This window comes from Lachnospiraceae bacterium oral taxon 500, assembly GCA_002999035.1.
GTDB lineage: Bacteria > Bacillota > Clostridia > Lachnospirales > Vallitaleaceae > W11650.
The window spans coordinates 579,819-597,626 of the sequence record CP027241.1; the positions used below are offsets into that span (position 1 = coordinate 579,819).

Consider the following 17,808-nt stretch of genomic DNA (forward strand, 5'->3'; position numbering starts at 1 on the left):
AATTTCACAATAAAAAAGTCATAAATAGTCTCCTATGGTTCAAAGTATTAATGAAGTTTTTTAATCGGATCATTCGGCACCATTCTTAACTCAATGGTTTTTCCTGCTTCTTCCAATTCTGTCAACATTTCTTCCTCTTGATTTGTTAAATTAATATTATGGTTTGATGGATGTGGATGTGTCTTCTCTGTTGCCTTAAGACCTCCAATGTTAATATACTTAATCCTATCTACCGCTTTGGCCAAACGATACGCATCCTCTACACCTTCAACAATAATAAATAAATTATATTTGTCAGCTTTCCCTGAGTTCAGCTGCTCAATTGATTCGTCAATTCCTTTAACAATTAATTTACATGTTGATGGCTTAGCCAACCGCAAAGTCGTCTTTCTTAATTCGTCATGAACACAAGCATCGTTTGCAATTAAAATACAATTTGCATCCAAGTATCCTGACCATGAAAATGCGACCTGACCGTGTAACAACCTGTGATCAATTCTCAATAGCTTAATCATTCGCACCTCCTTAATGTCCTCTGTTATTTTATGCTTTTTCCTGCTCCTTTATCGCCTCCTCCACTGTTTCCAGAATGTCATGAACGGTCAGTTTAAATTTTGCTTTTAAATAATCTTTGCTACCTACCTCATTAAATTGATCTCTAACCCCAATTCGTCGCAAAATCCCTTTTGTGCTGCTTTCTGCCATCCGCACACCGACTATTTCCCCTATTCCTCCGTAAATACTGTGATTTTCAATTGTTATAATTATCTTATGCTCATGGATGATACGGTCAATCAATTCTTCATCTAATGGTTTAATAAAAAACAAATCAACCACTGTACAGGAAAGCCCTTTTTCACTCAGTATGTTCGCACATTCCAAAGCATCATAAACTGCTGCTCCAATTGCAATAAAAGCTATTTCCCTTCCTTCTCTTACAACTTGACCCTTGCCATAACAAAATTCAGAACCCTCCCGATAAATAGAAGGAACAATTTTTCTGGTACAACGATTATAAATTCTGCCGCCATGTTCCGCATACCACTCTAATACCCAAGCAAAACTAATTGCATCTGCTGGCGCAACCACACAAATATTGGGAATAGCTCTAACTGCAGCAATATCTTCAAAGGTAGCATGGGTTGGCCCGTTATGTAATGACCAGTATCCCGGATCAGAAGCATATATATGAATATCCTGATTGGCAAAAGCAACTGACATATATATTTGATCTAAAACTCTTCTTGATACAAACGGCGAGAAAGAATGAACAAAGGGCCTCAGCCCGACCCTGGACATGGCCGCAGCTGCCGAAATCATATTCGCTTCGCAAACCCCGAAATTAACGGTATGCTCAGGATATTTTTCAAACAAATAACCGGCTCCGGAAGAAGAGGCCAAGTCTGCATCACAAACCATGAGCGGCATTCCCTTTTCAATTAGTTTTTCCAGTGTTTTTCCATATTCTTTTCTAACTTCTCTCTTTTGATGTTCCGGATCAATCATCCAACTCATGTTTGAAACACCTCTCTTTTGCTCTCAATATAGTTTTTCAAAACATTAATTTCATTTTCATTAAATTTAACATGATGTGGATTTTCTGCACTGGAAAACTCATCAATTCCATATCCTTTAATCGTATCTAAAATAATTACATTTGCCTTTGATTGCTTCTTACAAGTCTCAATCGCTTTTTCAATTTCCGCTACATCATGCCCATTTATCTTTAGTGCATTAAAATTCATTGCCGTTAATAACTTTTCATAATCAATTTTACAACTGATTTTTTCGGTCAAACCATCTACCTGCTTTTTATTCCAATCAATAAATAAAATTAAATTGCTTAATTTTTTCCCAGAAATAAATTGTAATGCTTCAAAGACCTCGCCTTCATTGCATTCTCCATCACCAACAATACAATACACCCAGCCTTTCTTATTTTGCACTTTTAAACCGTAAGCAATTCCTGCTGCTTGTGAAATCCCTTGCCCTAATGAACCGGTTGTAACCTGTACCCCTTTTGTTTTATTACGGTCCGGGTGTGATGGCAGGCTTGTTCCATTTTCATTTAAAGTAAAAATTACTTCTTTCGGTATTTTTCCTTTTAAATATAAAGCAGCGTAATATGCCGGTCCAGCATGTCCTTTGGATAAAACAAACCAATCATTTGAATCCTCTTGCATATACTTTTCAAAGATAACTGCCACTGTTTCCGTAATTGAAAAAGCTCCGCCAATGTGCCCATCACCACATTCAATAAACATTTTTGAAGTAATATATCTAATTTGCTCTGCAAATTTTTCAATTGATTTGTTTCCCATAATTCTTCCCACCTTTATCAAATTGGCTTTCCTTTAATACAAGTTCATTTTACCGATACAGCCGAAAAGTTCCATTTTATGTGCAATCACTTTTTGGGCATCCATTATTGCCTCATCATATACATTTGGTGTCCAGAAAGCATTTGTTCTGATTAATTTCTGTTTTGCCCCCTCAAAAAATGCTTTGCGGTAATCACTTGCAATATTTACCTTACAAATTCCATGTTGACATGCTTCTACTATTTCTTCATCTTTGTTTGACGAACCGCCATGTAAAACTAATGGAGTTTTTATCATCTCCTTAATTTCTTTCAAAATATCAATTCGAAGTTTTGGAACAAATCCAGGCGGATATATCCCATGTGCTGTTCCAATCGCCACCGCTAAAGCATCTACCTTGGTTTTCTCAATAAAATCTACCGTCTGTTCCGGCACTGTGTATATAATGTCAGATGCCCCTCCTTCAACACTGGATTCTAACGAACCAATGGTACCGATTTCCGCTTCTACTGAAACACCTACACAATGCGCTATTTCACAAACCTTTTGAGTAATCCTAATGTTTTCTTCATACTCTAACTCTGAACCATCAATCATAATCGATGTAAAGCCGCAGCGTATTGCTTTTACACAATCTGACATTGTTTTCCCATGATCCAAATGCAATGTGCAAGGCACTTTTGACTTTTCCATTTCCGCAATCATATAACGAAAAAAAGATTCTCCTACATATTCAAACTCCGGCGGCGCCAGCTGAATAATGACCGGCGCTTCCTCTTTTTCGGCACAACGCAATACCGTTTCAAATAAAAGACTGTCACAAATATTAAATGCTCCTACAGCAAATTTTTTGCTCTGGGCAGTTTCTAATAATTGTTTCATACTGATCAGCACTTTCTTTCACCTCCAAACATCATTAAATGTTACACAATATTCCTTCTTATTACATGATATAACTTTTTCTAATAAAAGTCAATGCTGTTAATTAATTTTCTTTCTTTTTATAATTTTACAATTATTTTCCGCTTTTTAGTCTAGATATTTGCCAGAACTTCGATATCTAAGCCATCAACCTAATAAAAATGCGACAAACCTTGCCAACTCTGCAAAGGACATCTCGATACAACGTTCTTATTCGCACAAAAAGTGGCGGATGCCTTTCTATATAAGGCTTGCCGCCACTTTATCTCTATCGAAGTGTAAAATATGAAATTATATCAAAAAAGCCGGATCAATCAAGTTAAAGTTTTTCTTTCCCCACGACAAACGCATGAATGCGTTTCCCAGGCTGCCGGATCGCCCTATATCTCTGACTTGGGAAAAACATGTCCGCCGTTTGAATCTCTCTAACTTCAATCCTCGCCGCTCAGCAAAAAGTCGGCTAAGTGTACGATTTTTACGCCATTGATATTGCCCGCCGCCATTTCATCGAGTGTGACCACATATTTGGGATAGTGGTCTTTGACAGCCAGCAGGTTGGCGATTTCCCGGTCGGACTCCTCCGGCAGCTGGCGGCAGACCTGAACATAAATCCGGTCACCGCGCCGAACCGCCACAAAATCAATTTCTTTCGTGTCATTCTTCCCGATATAAACCTCATAGCCCCGGCGCCGCAGTTCAAAGTAAACGATATTTTCCAGCATCGCCGCTATTGATTTGGGGTTAAAACCCATAATGCAGTATTTCAGCGAAGAATCTGCCAAGTAAAATTTTTCCTGCGTTTTAAGCACCAATTTACCCTGCAAATCATAGCGCTGACAGCGATAGATAACAAACGCCTTTTCCAGCCAGTTCAAATAATTGTACACCGCCTCCACCGACAGCGACCGCCCTTCGCTTTTTAAAAACTTAACAATGGCGTTGGCAGAAAAGGTTTTTCCCACATTTTCCATAATATATTTTACGACTCGCGTGAACAAATCAAAATTCGTAATATTATGCCGTTTCGTAATATCGCCGGTAATCACCGAGTGATAAATTCCCTCGACGATTTGATAAGCGGAACGTTCGTCAAAGCTGCCCAGCGCTACAATTGGGAACCCGCCCAAGCGCAGATACTCGTTTAGCAGCTCCTTAACCGACCGGGTATCGGATTTTTTAAACTCCAAATACTCGGCAAAAGACAGGGTATAAACCGGAATCGAAACATACCGTCCGGTTAAATAAGTGGAAATCTCACTCGACATCAGTTTGGAATTGGAGCCGGTTACGTAAATATCGGTATCGGCGTTTTCCAGCAAGCTATTGACCGCTTTTTCCCAGCCCTCTATTTCCTGCACCTCATCCAGCAAAAGATAATATCGCCTACCGCTGGTCATCTGCGCTTTAATTCCATGATACATTTCCTTATCCGTCATCCCGCTGTCAAAATCCTCCGAAGTATAACGCATACTAATAATCTGCTCCGCCGGAACACCGCTCATTTGCAAATCGTCCCGCAGCATTTCCAAAAGTGTAGATTTGCCGCAGCGCCGGATTCCGGCCAGTATTTTAACCAGCGGCATATCGCGGTAAACTTGCAGTGCCTTGATATATTGCGGTCTTAAAATCATGGTGTTTCCCTCCTGTTAAGTAAAGTATACCCAAAAACTTCCGATAAATCAATAGTTTTTACTGAAATTCCGTAAAAACTTTTCTTTTTTCCTAAGTTTTTTTCCATATCTAGAGAAATAATAAGCGGAGTAGATTTTAAAAATCCCCCCGCCTTTTTTTCAGACCTATTCTTCCCGTTTAAACCGCCATTTTCGTTCTTGATCCCTCTGACTGGCATAACTGATGCCAATCCGCCGGTGGCGGCTGATCTTGACCTTGGTGCCGTCCTCCTCCAGCCACAACTCGCCGGTGGAAGAAAGGAACTGACCGTTTTGCGCTTTGCCGATTTGCATAGCTTTGGTCAGTTTACCCGGCCCGTCATAGCCTTCCACACCCCGAATCAAAACCGCTTCGGGAAAACCGTCCGGCCCGGTCACCACATTTAATAAATAATGAATCCCATAGCATAAATAAACATACGCCACACCGCCGGTCTGATACATAACTTCAGTTCGGGTCGTCCGGCCCTTGTGGGCATGACAGGCGGTGTCCTTTTCCCCGTAGTAACATTCCGTTTCAGTAATGCGGCAGCGCAAGACCTCGCCGCTCGCCAGCCGCCGGCACAAAAGCTTGCCAACCAGCCTCGGCGCCAATTCCTTGGCCGAAGCCTGAAAAAACTCAAGCGGCAACTCCCGCGGCGGGTAAGTTTTCGCTTTTTCCCGGCGCAAGCTTTGAAAAAAGCACTTTAGCCGCGCCGTACATTCCTCCGCTAAAACGCCGCTCACCACTGCCACCCGGTGATTAAAGCCCGCTACATTCATTAAATCAACAATCGTTCCGGCACTGCCGGCCTTAAAATTAGCCGTACCGTAAACCAAGCGCCCCAATCTGGCCTGCACAATCGCACCGGCGCACATCGGGCAAGGCTCTAACGTCACATACAACACAGCCTCCTCCAGCCGCCAGTCCTGCAAAAAATCAGCCGCTTCGGCCATTGCCAATAACTCGGCATGAGCCAGCACCGAATGATCCGTCGCCCGCCGATTATAGCCCCGGCCAATTACCTGCCCCCGCCAGACAATCACGCAGCCAACCGGTGTTTCGCCCAGTGCCTCCGCTTTTTCCGCCTCAGCCAAAGCTAGCCGCATATACTCCTTATCATGCGGCTCTGCCGAAGCTCCCGGCCGACCATTGCCTGCCGGACTAAAATCTTTTTTTAGCCCTGCCGCCGGCTTTCCGGCCGGCAAAGGCTGTTTTATTTTCTTTTCCACACCTAACCCCAGTTTCCGGTTTTACAGCAAAGTCAAAAGCCGAAGCAAAAGCTTGGTTGAATTAACCGCTGCCTGCCGGGTAAATTCATTAAAGTCCATACCGGCCGTATTATCAGCCCGATCGGTAATGGAACGCACCGCCACAAACGGAATCCGGTTCAGATAACAGACCTGTGCAATCGCCGCACCGCCCTCAATCTCGGCACAGTCACCGGCATAAAACTGATATAATTCCTCCCGCTCCTCGACTTTGGAAATAAACTGATCACCTCCCAAAATCCGGCCGGTTACTACTCTTGTCTTAGCATCCAAAACATCGCTGGCTTTTTCCATCAAATGAATCAAATGCGTATCCGCCTTAAAAACCGAAGTGTCCATCTGCGGGATCTCACCTTTACTGTAACCAAAGGCAACAGCATTGACATCATGCTGGATAAACTCCCGGGAAATAACAACATCGCAAATATCCAATTCCGGTGAAATCGCACCGGCTACACCTAAGCTAATGAGGGCATCAATTCTAAAAATATCAATCATAACCTGAGCACAAACGGCGGCGTTGACCTTACCGAGCCCGGATTTGGCTAAGACAATCTCTCGGCCGGCGAGGCTTCCTCTGATATATTCGGTATGAGCAATACTACGGACATTTGTAACCGTCATTTGGTCTCTCAGCTTCATTACTTCTTCTTCCATTGCGCCGATAATTCCGACAAGCTTCATAGCACCCTCCTTTTAAACTTTTCTGCATTCCCCTGCTTTTGAAGCAAGCTTCTATTACATCATAGCGTATCTTTTGATAAAATACAAGCAAAATTTATTTTTCCTTGGCTCTTTGTGTTCTGCTGCCCTTCGGCATTCTGCCGGCTTAAGCCGTGACCTCGTTTGGCCGGTTAAAAACTTTTTTCGGTCACAAATTTGCTTTAGCCCAAATATGCCTGCCGCACCCGGTCGTCATGCAGCAGCTCCTGGCCGGAACCGGTCATAACAATGCTGCCGGTTTCCAGCACATAGGCTCGGTCGGCAATCGACAGCGCTTTATTGGCATTTTGCTCGACTAGCAAAACCGTCATGCCCTGCTGATTGATATCCTTTATAATATGAAAGATTTCATTGACTAAAATCGGCGCCAGCCCCATCGACGGCTCATCCATCAGTAAAAGTCTGGGCCGGCTCATCAAAGCCCGGGCAATCGCCAGCATCTGCTGTTCACCGCCGCTCATCGTTCCGGCCGGCTGTTTACTTCTTTCTTTTAACCGGGGAAAGCGCAAATACATTTTTTCAATATCTTCAGCAATTTCCTTTTTATCCCGGCGCAGATAAGCGCCCATCATCAGATTCTCCAGCACGCTCATCCGCCCGAAAATCCGGCGTCCTTCCGGCACCTGGACCAGTCCCATGCCCACAATTTTTTCCGCCGGCACAGCCGTAATCTCCGTATCCTGCAGCCAAATCTTACCGCCGGAAGCTTTGAGCAAGCCGGATAAAGTATGCATAATCGTTGTCTTACCGGCTCCGTTGGCGCCAATCAGGGAAACCACTTCCCCTTCCCCCACTTCAAAACTGACATTTTTTAAAGCATGGATTGCGCCGTAAAATACATTGATTCCTTCCACTCTCAGCATTTTCCGCCTCCTAACTGCCCAAATACGCCTTAATTACCTGTTTATTGACCTTAATCTCTTCCGGCGTTCCCTTGGCAATGATCTGACCATAATCAATGACAATCAGCCGTTCACAAATCCCCATGACCAGATTCATATCATGTTCGATTAAAAGAATCGTCAAATGAAAGTTCTCCCGTACCAGACGAATCGTTTCCATCAGTTCCTTGGTTTCCTGCGGATTCATGCCGGCCGCCGGTTCATCCAGCAAAAGCAGCTTTGGCCCGGTTGCCAAAGCCCGGCAAATTTCCAGCTTGCGCTGTTTGCCGTAAGGCAAGTTTTTAGCCAGTTTATCCGCATCCTCTTCCATATGAAACAGCGCCAAAAGTTTAATCGCCTCTTCTTCAATTTGCTTTTCCTGCCGCCAATACACCGGCAGCCGCAGCACCGCCGCTAAAGCTGAATAATTCAGCTTTTTCTGAAAAGCAATCTTGATATTGTCAATCACGCTCAGATTTTTAAACAAGCGAATATTTTGAAAGGTTCTGGCCATACCCAGGGCTACAATATCGGCCGGTTTTTTATTATTTGTTTTTTGACCGTTAAAATAAATCTCACCCTCGGTCGGCTGGTAAACTCCGGTCAACAAATTAAAAATCGTAGTTTTACCGGCTCCGTTCGGCCCAATCAAACCGACCAGTTCGTTTTCCTGCAAAGAAATATCAAAATGACCCACCGCCTGCAGGCCGCCGAAAGCAATTCCCACGTCCCTCGTTGTCAGTAATTCCATTTCGCCCTCCTATTTCTTTCCGGTCAGCTTGTTTTTCAGCCAGCCCAGCGTGCCGGTCAGGGAAAACTCCCGACTGCCCAAAAGCCCGCTCGGCTTAAAAATCATCACCAAAATCAAAAGCACTGCGTAAATTACCAGCCGCAGCTCATCAACCTGATATAAAAACTCATTGACCAGCGCCAAAAACAGGCCCGCTAAAATCGTTCCGGTAAAGCTGCCCATGCCGCCCAAAACCACGATAATAAAAAACTCAACCGACAACATGAACTTAAACTTATTCGGATCCAGTGCCCGCTGGAAAAAAGCCAGTGCCCCGCCGGCCACCCCGGCTAAAAATGCCGATACGGCAAAGCCGTAAACCTTATAATAAATGGTCGGTACGCCCACCGATTCGGCGGCAATTTCATCTTCTTTAATCGATAGCAGCGCCCGGCCATGGCGTGAACGCACAAATAAAAACAAAAAGGTCATAACCAATATCAAAATCACCAGTAAAATCGGCAAATTAATCAGTTTCGGAATCTTTTTTAAGCCCGCCGCTCCGCCGGTAAAAGGCAGATTATACAGGGCAATTCGAATAATTTCACCAAAGCCGAGGGTTACAATTCCCAAATAATCACCGCGCAGACGCAGTGCCGGGATACCGATCAAGATCCCGAAAATGCCCGCCACCAGGGCACCGCACAAAATCCCGACAACTAATTTCAGCCCGCCCGGCAGACCGGTATGCAGACCAATCAAAGCGGCGGTATAGGCACCGATGGCCATAAATCCGGCATGCCCCAAAGCCAGCTGCCCCATGTAGCCGGCCGCCAGATTAAGCGAAGAAGCAGCCATAATATTGATTCCGGCCACAATCAGAATTCCCTGATAATAGCTGTTTAAGAGCCCCGCCTGCCAGCAGAGCAAAACCGCCCCAAAAAGAAGCAGAACGGCAATAAAATTAATAATATAATTTTTTCGGAACTTTTTTATTTCCATTTTGCTCCCCTTTCTATACTTTTTCCTTGACATTCTTGCCTAAAATACCGGCCGGTTTAAAAATCAGCACCAAAATCAAAATTCCAAATACAAAAGCATCCGCCCAGGTGGTTGAAATATAGCCCCTGGTAATCGTTTCCACGCCGCCGATGACAAAACCGCCCAGCATCGCTCCCGGAATACTGCCGATCCCGCCTAAGACTGCGGCCACGAAAGCTTTTAATCCCGGCATCATACCCATATAGGGCTGAACCTCGTAATAATTCATACTGTATAAAATACCACCGACCGCCCCTAAGGCCGAACCGATTGCAAAGGTAACCGCAATCGTCCGGTCAACATTGATGCCCATCAGCTGCGAAGCTTTTGTATCCTCCGATACCGATCGCATGGCTTTGCCGGTTTTGGTATAATGAACAATCAGCCGAAGCAGCAGCATAAAGGCCACCGCCACTCCAATCGTAATGAAGGTCATGTAGGAAATCCGCACTCCGCCCAGGCGAACCGCATTTTCCGCTTTAATAATCTCCGGCATCCGCTTGGAGTCAGCTCCGAACAAATAACGAAAACCGTTTTCCAGGAGCATGCTGACACCCAGCGCCGTAATCAGCGCCGAAATCCGGGGAGCGCTGCGCAATGGCTTGTAAGCAATCCTGTCAATCAGCATACCTAACAGCGCGCAGACAATCACCGCTCCCAGGAGCGCCACACCAAAGGGCAGACGGTAGGCTGTCAGGCCAAAAAAAGTAAAATAAGCGCCCACCATCAAAATATCCCCATGCGCAAAATTAATCAGCTGCACGATGCCGTACACCATCGTATAGCCCAAGGCAATCAAGGCATAAATACTGCCCACATGAAGACTGTTTATAATTTGCTGGAACAATTCCGCCATGATATCCTCCTTGTTTTGTTGCAAAAAGGCCGCCGCATGGAAGGTTTTTCACACAATCATCCTCTTGTGCCAAACTTTAATGCCGCGGCCTGTCGTTAGACCTGATGTAATCCTTACTTTCCTTTGACTTTTGCTTCTACGACTGCTTTCCCGTCCACTACTTTGATTACGGTAACATCCTTGTTTTTGGGATTCCCGTTTTCATCGAACTTGAGAACACCGGTAATACCTTCAAACTCCATCTCATTTAAAGCCTTGACAATGGCTGCCGCATCTGTCGAGCCGGCTTTTTTAACCGCTTCGACAATGACCTGACCGGCATCATAACCCAGAGCAGCAAACGAACTCGGTTCCGCACTATACTTTTCCCGATATGCGTTTACAAACTCAACTGCCGCTTCACTGGTATCAGCCGTTGAGAAGTGAGTCAGATAATAGCAGCCTTCCGCTTCCTTAGCGTAATTAGCCAAAACGCCATCCCAGCCGTCGCCGCCTAAGAATGCAGCCTCGACTCCGGCCGTTTTTAACTGACCGACCAGAATGCCGACCTTATTATAATAATCCGGCACAAATACCAGCTCCGGCTGTCCGGCCTTAATCTTAGCCGCCAGCGCGCTGAAATCCTTATCGTCTTCATTATAACCTTCATTGCTGACAATCGTCAGACCAGCCGCTTCTACTACTTTTTTAAACTCTTCCGCCAATCCAACCGAGTAATCGCTGCCGACATTATAAACAATCGCTACTTTCTTAACGCCCAAATTTTCAACCGCAAACTGTCCGGCCAGCATGCCCTGATAGGGGTCAATATAGCAGGCCCGGAAAACATTGGGATAATCCGGCGTAATATCTAAATGCGTACCGGTCGGAGTAATCATCGGGATGTTTTCTTCCTGCGCTACCGGTGCCACTGCCAGCGAGGTAGAGGAAATAACCGGACCTACCAGCGCGGCAATCTTATCATTGCTGACCAGCTTATTAAAAAGGTTAACTGCTTTGGTTTGGTCAGCCTCCGTATCGTAAATCACGGGCTGGATAGTCTGACCGTCCAGATACTTTTTGCCATTTAAGATTTCAAAGGCCAACTTGGTTCCGTTGCTGGAAGCTATACCGTACTCAGCAATCGGTCCGCTCAGCGGCGCTAACATTCCGATTTTGACTTCTGCTCCGTCTTGACCGGCCGTGGTCTCTGTTTTGGTTTCGGTTTGAGTTTCCGTTTTCGTTTCTGTTTTAGTCTCCGTAGTCGAATTACCGCAGGCGGTAACTGCCAGGGCCAAGCCCAGCAATAATGCTAACATTTTTTTCATAAAAATTTTCCCCTTTCTTGCTTTTGCAACTCGTTTTCATTTTCTTGCACTTTTACAATTTCTTTCCCCTATAATTGTTGATTTTTATGTCATTTGTAAATGTAAATGCAATTATACATCATTCATCTTGCAAAATCAAGTAATTTTTGCAATTAGTTCAGGCAAGCGGATAATTATATATGATACTGCTCGGGAAAGCTTGCTTTCACAGGCAGTGTCATATGTAATTATCCATTTGCGGAACGCAAACACCCAGAATTCGCGCCAGCGAATTCTGGGTGCCTTGGCCTGAACGTATTTTGTCTATAGCGGATAGTTATGCCTGATACTACTCGGGAAAGCTTCCATTTGCGGAACGCAAACATGAGCAATTCGACGAAAGTCATTTCGGCGAATTGCGAATGGCTTGCCTGAACACACTTTGTCTATAGCGGATAGTTATGCCTGATACTGCTCGGGAAAGCTTGCTTTCACAGGCAGTGTCATATGTAATTATCCATTTGCGGAACGCATTTTATCTATCACCGCCACTCCGCCGTCATCCCGTCGGCATAAACTTCCCCTAATTTGACGCTAATTTCAACCGGCTCTTTGTCAGCCGCCGGCAGATAGGCCTTGATATACTCTCTGGTATGGCCGACCGTATAATTCCGGCCGTCCAGCTGTACCTCCTCCTCCGGCAAAATCTCCGCCATCCGGCCGATAAAGCCCTGCAAGTAAGCCCGCTTGGAAGCCTCCCCCAAGGCAATCATCTGACTGCTTCTTATGTTTTTCACTTCCTCTGCCACCTGATTCGGCATATTCGCTGCCTTGGTGCCTGCCCGCTTAGAATATTTAAAAACATGCAAATCGGCAAAGCCAATCTCTCTGACAAACTCCAGTCCTTTCTTAAATTCAGCCTCACTTTCCCCCGGAAAACCGACAATAATATCAGTTGTAATCGCCGGGGCTTCGTAAATCTGACGGAGCAGCCGGACACCGGCCGCAAAGTCCGCCGTGCGATAGCGCCGGTTCATTCCGGCCAAAACCGCGTCCGAGCCGCTTTGCAGCGACAGATGAAAATGCGGGCAAAGATGCTTTAGCTTCGCAATGCGGTCGGCAAATTCCGGTGTGATCAGCCGCGGCTCTAAAGAGCCTAAGCGAATCCGGCGGACGCCCTCAATCCGATCAATTTCTTCCAGTAAATCAATCAGACCGATTTCCTCGGAAAAATCCAGACCGTAAGAGGTCAAATGAATCCCGGTAATGACAAACTCCTGATAGCCCGCCTCCGCCAGTCCCTTGATTTCCTCTAAAATCCTACCCGGCCGCCGGCTCCTGACCCGCCCTCTGGCAAAGGGAATAATGCAATAGGTACAAAATTGATTGCAGCCGTCCTGCACCTTAATCGTCGCCCGCGCCCGCTCATGCCGGCCGGCGATCCGCAGGTCTTCATATTCCGGCTTATGATAACCCTCCTCCACCGCATCCACAATTTCCCGGCCGCGGTAAAAGTCGCCGAGCAGCGTTAAAATCTCCTTTTTGCGATGGTTGCCGATTAAAATATCAATCCCCAAACTTTCCTTTAACGTCTGATGTTCTCGCTGCACATAGCAGCCAACGGCAATCACCACGCAGTCGGGGTTTTTCTTTTTGCCTCTGGCCAACATCTGCCGCGATTTTTTAGCGGCGATATTGGTTACCGTACAGGTGTTGACAATATAAACATCCGCCGTTTCCAGCGCCGTACTTTCCCGATAACCGTCCGCTAAAAAAATCTCCCGAATGGCTTCGCTTTCGTATTGATTGACCTTGCAGCCCAGCGTCAGGATATGAAAGCTCTTTTGTCGGCCGGATGCTCCGGTCTTTAACGACCCGGCCGTGAGCTTTGGCTGCGCGGTTGCATTTTTTTCTATTATATGATCTGTCATAGTTCCTCCAATTTCTATTTTTAACTCAACTTCTCCTTAATCAAAGCGTTGCGCACTTCTGCCCGGGTGGCGACCTACCCTGCTCGAAAGTTTCGCTTTCTGCCCCGGCGAGCAATCTGCCTGAATCCGCTCTCGCAATTTGCTTTGTAAATCACATTCCGTTCCGCCGTCTCCGAAAGACGCAGTCTTTCCGGCAGCAACGAGCTCCAACAAACCCCTGATCAAAGTATTACGCACTTCTGCCCGGCAGGTGGTCTGCCCTGGTCGAAACACTCCGCGTTTCTGCCCGGGTGGGCGACCTACCTAAAAAAGAAGTTTCTGGCTTTGCAGAACATGGGAAAGTTGAGTTTTTAACTCAACTATGATTATAATCACTTTAACTTTATTCAGCAAGTATTACTTTTCACCAGCAGACCAAATGCTCCGCATTTGCCGCACTTCGTGCTCCCTGTCTGCCGGTGAAGCGCCGCAAAATGAATATGCCCGCTTCGCGGTCGCATTCATTTATGCTTGCGCGCTTCAACTTTTGACTTATCGGCTGTTTTTCACCAGCAGACCAAATGCTCCGCATTTGCCGCACTTCGTGCTCCCTGTCTGCCGGTGAAGCGCCGCAAAATGAATATGCCCGCTTCGCGGTCGCATTCATTTATGCTTGCGCGCTTCAATTTGTAATCCTTTTTTAACTTGACTATCCGCCGGTCTGTGATATAGTAAAAAATAGAGCGGTTATGCCGCAGGCAGTTTTTTCGATGAGTCATTAAACAAAAAGGAGGAAAACAATGAATACGGTTTCTGTATCACTGAACTCCATTGATAAGGTAAAATCTTTTGTAAACGTTGTCGGCAAGTACGACGCAGACTTTGACTTAGTTTCCGGCCGGTACGTTATCGATGCCAAGTCGATCATGGGCATCTTCAGTTTGGATCTATCCAAGCCGATTACTTTAAAGATACATGATGCGAATGAAATTGAGCAAATTTTAGAAGATTTAAAACCTTTTTTAGTGGAAGCATAAATAAAAAGGGGCTGTTGCATTTTAAGATTTTTACACAAGATTCAGAAAAAATCTTTGCGTTTTATCGCAATATCTTGTGTAAAAGCTGTATTTTGCAGCAGCCCCTTCTTATTTCCAGTTCAGACAAGCAGCCGATCCGACTTTTTATCTGCTCCATAGTTTTTCACGAAAGCGAGGTTTTTATGAGTAAATATTTGATACTGATTTCCATTGACGCCTTAAACGCCAAGGATCATGCCATTTTTAAACATTTGCCGGTTTTTCAGGATTTCATTGAAAACGGCGCCTATTTTCCCAAGGTCGCGCCCATTTATCCCAGCCTGACCTATCCCTGCCATACCAGCATTATTACCGGCACTCCGCCCAAGGTTCACGGCATTTTCAACAACGAAATCCCCGAACCGGAAAAATCACCGAAGCATGACTGGTTCTGGTATGAAAAAGACATTCAGGCACCGACCCTGTTTGACGCGGCTTATTCGGCCGGACTGACCTCGGCGGCGGTGCTTTACCCGGTCATGGCCGGCAGCAAGAGCATTACCTATAATTTCCCGGAAATATTTTCCCATACCGGCGAAAGCCAGCTTTCCCTCTTTTGGAAAACCGGCACCCGCTCGCTCCTGTTTGACGCTCTGCGTCATGCCCCTAAAACCAAAGGGATTCAGCAGCCATATTTGGATAACTTTTCCTCTGCTTTATTTAAAGATATTTTGCGCAAGAAAAAGCCCCGGCTGGCAGCGCTTCATTTGACGGAGTTAGACGATGCCCGGCATCACCACGGCACATTTTCAGCGCCGGCCAAAACGGCACTGCTCTCCGCTGCTAAAAGGGTGGAAGAAATTATTTGGCTGACCAAGCAAATGGGAATTTATGAGGAAACCACCTTTGCCGTTTTCGGCGACCATGGTTTTCAGGACTACCAGACCGCTATTTCTTTCAACCGTTTGTTAAAAGATTTGGGCTTCCTGCAAACCGACGAACAGGGCCGGGTTACCACTTGGAAAGCCTACGGCGCCAACGCCGACGGCTCTTTGCATCGTATTTGCATGACCCGCAGGACGTAAAGCTGCAAAGCCAAATTGAAATTTTGCTGGACGCTTTGCTGCGGCTCCCGGAAAAGCCGTTTAAAGCCTGCTACACCAGAGCCGAAGCCAATCTTCGTTTTCAGCTAAGCGGCCCGTTCTCCTATGTCATAGAGGCAAGCGATGGTTACGCCTTTGTCCAGGATATTTTAGAAAACTATTTAACGCCGACCAGCCAAATCCCCGGCTCTTATGTGGCAACCCACGGTTTCCTGCCCAGCCAGCCGAACCTGAAGACAACTCTGCTGCTGAAAGGCCCGGAGATTCGGCATCATCTGCATTTGGGCGAAATCAGCCTATTAGATGAAGCGCCAACCTTTGCCAAAATCTTGGGGTTGCCGTGGCAGACCGGTCAGCCCTTAGATGTTTTCAGGTAAGTGCCGGTGCACTCATAAAAAACCGCCAAGTATCGACAGTTAATATTCACTGCCGATACTTGGCGGTTCTTTTATGACAATTACGGGGGAGCCTATATACTCTTAAAATTCAATGTCAATTCTTGAAATTCATCTATTTTAAGAATATAATAATAAAATAGGATATTTTGAAATGTCATTTTACTATAATACGCTGAAAAATCTGTGTTTTTCTCCTTTTACTCTAAATTCAATTTATTCTTACACAGATAATTGACCAACAGCCACTCAAGTACCAGCAGCGCCGTTGTCATCAGCAGCGTCAGCCCCATCATCCCATTGATTGTACCCGGCAAAAACTTATCATTCAGGCTTTCCAAATAACCGCTCATAAATAAGCCGGCCATCAATACCGTACTCACCAATTGCTTCACCGTATAAATGCCGATATAGGAAATGATGGAAAAAACAACCTTATTGCGGTTAGCTAACTGTCCAAAGCTCATCGCCAGATAAAAATCCACAATCTGTATAATCATGCCAACCATCATGGTCAGACCAATCAGCACCAACGTAATCAGAGAATAGCCGGACTGCCAATAATAACGAATCCCTTCAATTACTATCTCAGTAAACTGACTGATGTTTAAAAAGCTAAGCCCGACTGCAATTGTTACTGCCAGCGGCACTAACATAATCACAAAGCCGACTAAGAGCTTGGAAAAAATGATCTGCCAGATTTTCACCGGTAAAGTAAAGGTCAGATAGCCCTCGCCGGTAAACATATTTTGATAAAAGCGGAGGATCACCACTACAAAGGTAACTAAATGCATGGCAATTAAACTGAAAATAAGTACCGGTACCGCCATACCGGCCGCTATCTCCAGCAGCATAATGTCACTGTCCCGAAGCTCAACCAAAAATCTTTGCGACACAATCATCAGCAGCAGCCCCGTCCAAATCAACAGCAGGTAGCGACCCAAATATTTAAATTCGTGCTTGATTAATTTTAGTACCATCTCATTACCTCCCGGAACATCTCATCAACCGATTTCTGTTCCCTTTCCCTAATATTTTCAACCGAGTCATACAGGAAAATACTGCCGTTTTTGATCATCACCACATCATCCAGCACATTTTCGACGTCATAAATCAAGTGCGTGGAAATAATCACCAGCGCATCTCGGTTATACTGTGAAATAATCGTTTGCAGGATATAATCCCTTGCCACCGGATCAACCCCGCCAATCGGCTCGTCCAAGCAATAGACCTCGGCTTCCCGGCTCATCACCAGTGCCAGCTGCACCTTTTCCTGCGTTCCTTTCGACAGAGTTTTCAATTTTTTCTGAACCGGAATATTTAAGTCTTTCAGCAAATGATTTACTTTTTCCACATTAAAATCAGTATAAAAATCCGCAAACAAATCCACCAGCTGCTCAACCGTCATTTGTGAGTTCAGGTACGATTTATCCGGTAAATAAGAAATCCTGCCCTTTGACTTCGGTCCGGGCTTTTCCCCGTCCAGCAGAATCTGGCCTGTACTTGGCTGAATCAGTCCGTTCAGCAGCTTGATCAAAGTCGTCTTGCCGGAACCATTCGGCCCCAGCAGCCCGACGATTCGCCCTTGCCCCAAAGTCAGGTTTACATTTTGCAGTGCCGGGAAAGAACCATACTTTTTTCCCAGCTGAATCATCTCTATTTTCATTTATTCCTCCTTGTATCGGAATCTGCGCCCGCTTTTAT

Annotated in this window: 20 protein-coding genes; 3 read left to right on the forward strand and 17 right to left on the reverse strand. The window is 45.4% G+C overall.

The genetic code is table 11. The features are described from left to right. Window positions 1-47: 47 nt before the first annotated feature. The 15 genes from C3V36_02750 to C3V36_02820 all read right to left on the reverse strand — a co-directional run bounded on the left by C3V36_02750 (window position 48) and on the right by C3V36_02820 (window position 14,257). On the reverse strand, window positions 48-515 hold the full coding sequence (locus tag C3V36_02750; protein AVM68267.1) for a PTS mannose/fructose/sorbose transporter subunit IIB: 468 nt from the start codon (window positions 513-515) through the stop codon (window positions 48-50). A 28-nt stretch (window positions 516-543) separates the two neighbouring features. Next, window positions 544-1,515 (reverse strand): transketolase, encoded by a 972-nt coding sequence (locus C3V36_02755; protein AVM68268.1) that lies wholly within the window; start codon window positions 1,513-1,515, stop codon window positions 544-546. Beyond that, window positions 1,512-2,321 carry a transketolase gene (locus C3V36_02760; GenBank protein AVM68269.1) on the reverse strand — a complete coding sequence of 270 codons (810 nt, stop codon included), beginning with the start codon at window positions 2,319-2,321 and terminating at the stop codon, window positions 1,512-1,514. Before C3V36_02760 ends, C3V36_02755 begins: the two co-directional genes overlap by 4 nt. A gap of 33 nt (window positions 2,322-2,354) precedes the next feature. Continuing rightward, the gene (locus C3V36_02765; GenBank protein ID AVM68270.1) at window positions 2,355-3,215 is read right to left on the reverse strand and encodes a ketose-bisphosphate aldolase; all 861 of its coding nucleotides are present in this window, start codon (window positions 3,213-3,215) and stop codon (window positions 2,355-2,357) included. A 458-nt stretch (window positions 3,216-3,673) separates the two neighbouring features. Further along, window positions 3,674-4,873, reverse strand: a complete 1,200-nt coding sequence (locus C3V36_02770; protein ID AVM68271.1) for an ATPase — start codon at window positions 4,871-4,873, stop codon at window positions 3,674-3,676. A 165-nt stretch (window positions 4,874-5,038) separates the two neighbouring features. After that, window positions 5,039-6,124, reverse strand: coding sequence for a hypothetical protein (locus C3V36_02775; protein AVM68272.1), 1,086 nt, complete (start codon window positions 6,122-6,124; stop codon window positions 5,039-5,041). A gap of 21 nt (window positions 6,125-6,145) precedes the next feature. Beyond that, window positions 6,146-6,847, reverse strand: a complete 702-nt coding sequence (locus C3V36_02780; GenBank protein ID AVM68273.1) for a 5'-methylthioadenosine/adenosylhomocysteine nucleosidase — start codon at window positions 6,845-6,847, stop codon at window positions 6,146-6,148. A gap of 200 nt (window positions 6,848-7,047) precedes the next feature. Next, complete coding sequence (locus C3V36_02785) at window positions 7,048-7,749, reverse strand: ABC transporter ATP-binding protein (GenBank protein ID AVM68274.1); 702 nt, start codon at window positions 7,747-7,749, stop codon at window positions 7,048-7,050. A gap of 10 nt (window positions 7,750-7,759) precedes the next feature. After that, the gene (locus C3V36_02790; GenBank protein ID AVM68275.1) at window positions 7,760-8,518 is read right to left on the reverse strand and encodes a hypothetical protein; all 759 of its coding nucleotides are present in this window, start codon (window positions 8,516-8,518) and stop codon (window positions 7,760-7,762) included. Between the two features lie 9 nt (window positions 8,519-8,527). After that, on the reverse strand, window positions 8,528-9,493 hold the full coding sequence (locus C3V36_02795) for a branched-chain amino acid ABC transporter permease (protein AVM70415.1): 966 nt from the start codon (window positions 9,491-9,493) through the stop codon (window positions 8,528-8,530). Between the two features lie 19 nt (window positions 9,494-9,512). Beyond that, on the reverse strand, window positions 9,513-10,394 hold the full coding sequence (locus C3V36_02800) for a branched-chain amino acid ABC transporter permease (GenBank protein ID AVM68276.1): 882 nt from the start codon (window positions 10,392-10,394) through the stop codon (window positions 9,513-9,515). Window positions 10,395-10,507: 113 nt separating this feature from the next. Continuing rightward, window positions 10,508-11,701: an amino acid-binding protein gene (locus C3V36_02805; protein ID AVM68277.1), complete on the reverse strand. Its 1,194-nt coding sequence runs from the start codon at window positions 11,699-11,701 to the stop codon at window positions 10,508-10,510. A gap of 521 nt (window positions 11,702-12,222) precedes the next feature. Next, on the reverse strand, window positions 12,223-13,611 hold the full coding sequence (locus tag C3V36_02810; protein AVM68278.1) for a tRNA (N(6)-L-threonylcarbamoyladenosine(37)-C(2))-methylthiotransferase MtaB: 1,389 nt from the start codon (window positions 13,609-13,611) through the stop codon (window positions 12,223-12,225). Between the two features lie 36 nt (window positions 13,612-13,647). Continuing rightward, complete coding sequence (locus C3V36_02815; GenBank protein ID AVM68279.1) at window positions 13,648-13,884, reverse strand: hypothetical protein; 237 nt, start codon at window positions 13,882-13,884, stop codon at window positions 13,648-13,650. Window positions 13,885-14,014: 130 nt separating this feature from the next. Continuing rightward, window positions 14,015-14,257, reverse strand: coding sequence for a hypothetical protein (locus tag C3V36_02820; protein AVM68280.1), 243 nt, complete (start codon window positions 14,255-14,257; stop codon window positions 14,015-14,017). A gap of 133 nt (window positions 14,258-14,390) precedes the next feature. On the opposite strand from C3V36_02820, the gene C3V36_02825 reads away from it, so the two are divergent. From C3V36_02825 to C3V36_02835, 3 genes are read left to right on the forward strand one after another with little or no spacing between them, the layout of a single operon-like run. Then, window positions 14,391-14,627: a PTS sugar transporter gene (locus C3V36_02825; protein AVM68281.1), complete on the forward strand. Its 237-nt coding sequence runs from the start codon at window positions 14,391-14,393 to the stop codon at window positions 14,625-14,627. A gap of 14 nt (window positions 14,628-14,641) precedes the next feature. Then, window positions 14,642-15,691, forward strand: a complete 1,050-nt coding sequence (locus C3V36_02830; GenBank protein AVM68282.1) for a hypothetical protein — start codon at window positions 14,642-14,644, stop codon at window positions 15,689-15,691. Continuing rightward, window positions 15,670-16,086 carry a hypothetical protein gene (locus C3V36_02835; protein AVM68283.1) on the forward strand — a complete coding sequence of 139 codons (417 nt, stop codon included), beginning with the start codon at window positions 15,670-15,672 and terminating at the stop codon, window positions 16,084-16,086. Before C3V36_02830 ends, C3V36_02835 begins: the two co-directional genes overlap by 22 nt. A gap of 218 nt (window positions 16,087-16,304) precedes the next feature. On the opposite strand, the gene C3V36_02840 is transcribed toward C3V36_02835, so the two are convergent. Further along, window positions 16,305-17,084 carry a hypothetical protein gene (locus C3V36_02840; GenBank protein ID AVM68284.1) on the reverse strand — a complete coding sequence of 260 codons (780 nt, stop codon included), beginning with the start codon at window positions 17,082-17,084 and terminating at the stop codon, window positions 16,305-16,307. Continuing rightward, window positions 17,075-17,770 (reverse strand): ABC transporter ATP-binding protein, encoded by a 696-nt coding sequence (locus C3V36_02845; GenBank protein AVM68285.1) that lies wholly within the window; start codon window positions 17,768-17,770, stop codon window positions 17,075-17,077. Before C3V36_02845 ends, C3V36_02840 begins: the two co-directional genes overlap by 10 nt. Between the last annotated feature and the right edge of the window lie 38 nt (window positions 17,771-17,808).

Bases quoted from the DNA above. Each gene is read 5' to 3' on its own strand.
- C3V36_02750 (AVM68267.1), bottom strand. From the start codon at position 515: ATGATTAAGCTATTGAGAATTGATCACAGGTTGTTACACGGTCAGGTC.
- C3V36_02755 (AVM68268.1), bottom strand. From the start codon at position 1,515: ATGAGTTGGATGATTGATCCGGAACATCAAAAGAGAGAAGTTAGAAAA.
- C3V36_02760 (AVM68269.1), bottom strand. From the start codon at position 2,321: ATGGGAAACAAATCAATTGAAAAATTTGCAGAGCAAATTAGATATATT.
- C3V36_02770 (AVM68271.1), bottom strand. From the start codon at position 4,873: ATGATTTTAAGACCGCAATATATCAAGGCACTGCAAGTTTACCGCGAT.
- C3V36_02780 (AVM68273.1), bottom strand. From the start codon at position 6,847: ATGAAGCTTGTCGGAATTATCGGCGCAATGGAAGAAGAAGTAATGAAG.
- C3V36_02785 (AVM68274.1), bottom strand. From the start codon at position 7,749: ATGCTGAGAGTGGAAGGAATCAATGTATTTTACGGCGCAATCCATGCT.
- C3V36_02790 (AVM68275.1), bottom strand. From the start codon at position 8,518: ATGGAATTACTGACAACGAGGGACGTGGGAATTGCTTTCGGCGGCCTG.
- C3V36_02800 (AVM68276.1), bottom strand. From the start codon at position 10,394: ATGGCGGAATTGTTCCAGCAAATTATAAACAGTCTTCATGTGGGCAGT.
- C3V36_02805 (AVM68277.1), bottom strand. From the start codon at position 11,701: ATGAAAAAAATGTTAGCATTATTGCTGGGCTTGGCCCTGGCAGTTACC.
- C3V36_02810 (AVM68278.1), bottom strand. From the start codon at position 13,611: ATGACAGATCATATAATAGAAAAAAATGCAACCGCGCAGCCAAAGCTC.
- C3V36_02820 (AVM68280.1), bottom strand. From the start codon at position 14,257: ATGAATGCGACCGCGAAGCGGGCATATTCATTTTGCGGCGCTTCACCG.
- C3V36_02825 (AVM68281.1), top strand. From the start codon at position 14,391: ATGAATACGGTTTCTGTATCACTGAACTCCATTGATAAGGTAAAATCT.
- C3V36_02840 (AVM68284.1), bottom strand. From the start codon at position 17,084: ATGGTACTAAAATTAATCAAGCACGAATTTAAATATTTGGGTCGCTAC.
- C3V36_02845 (AVM68285.1), bottom strand. From the start codon at position 17,770: ATGAAAATAGAGATGATTCAGCTGGGAAAAAAGTATGGTTCTTTCCCG.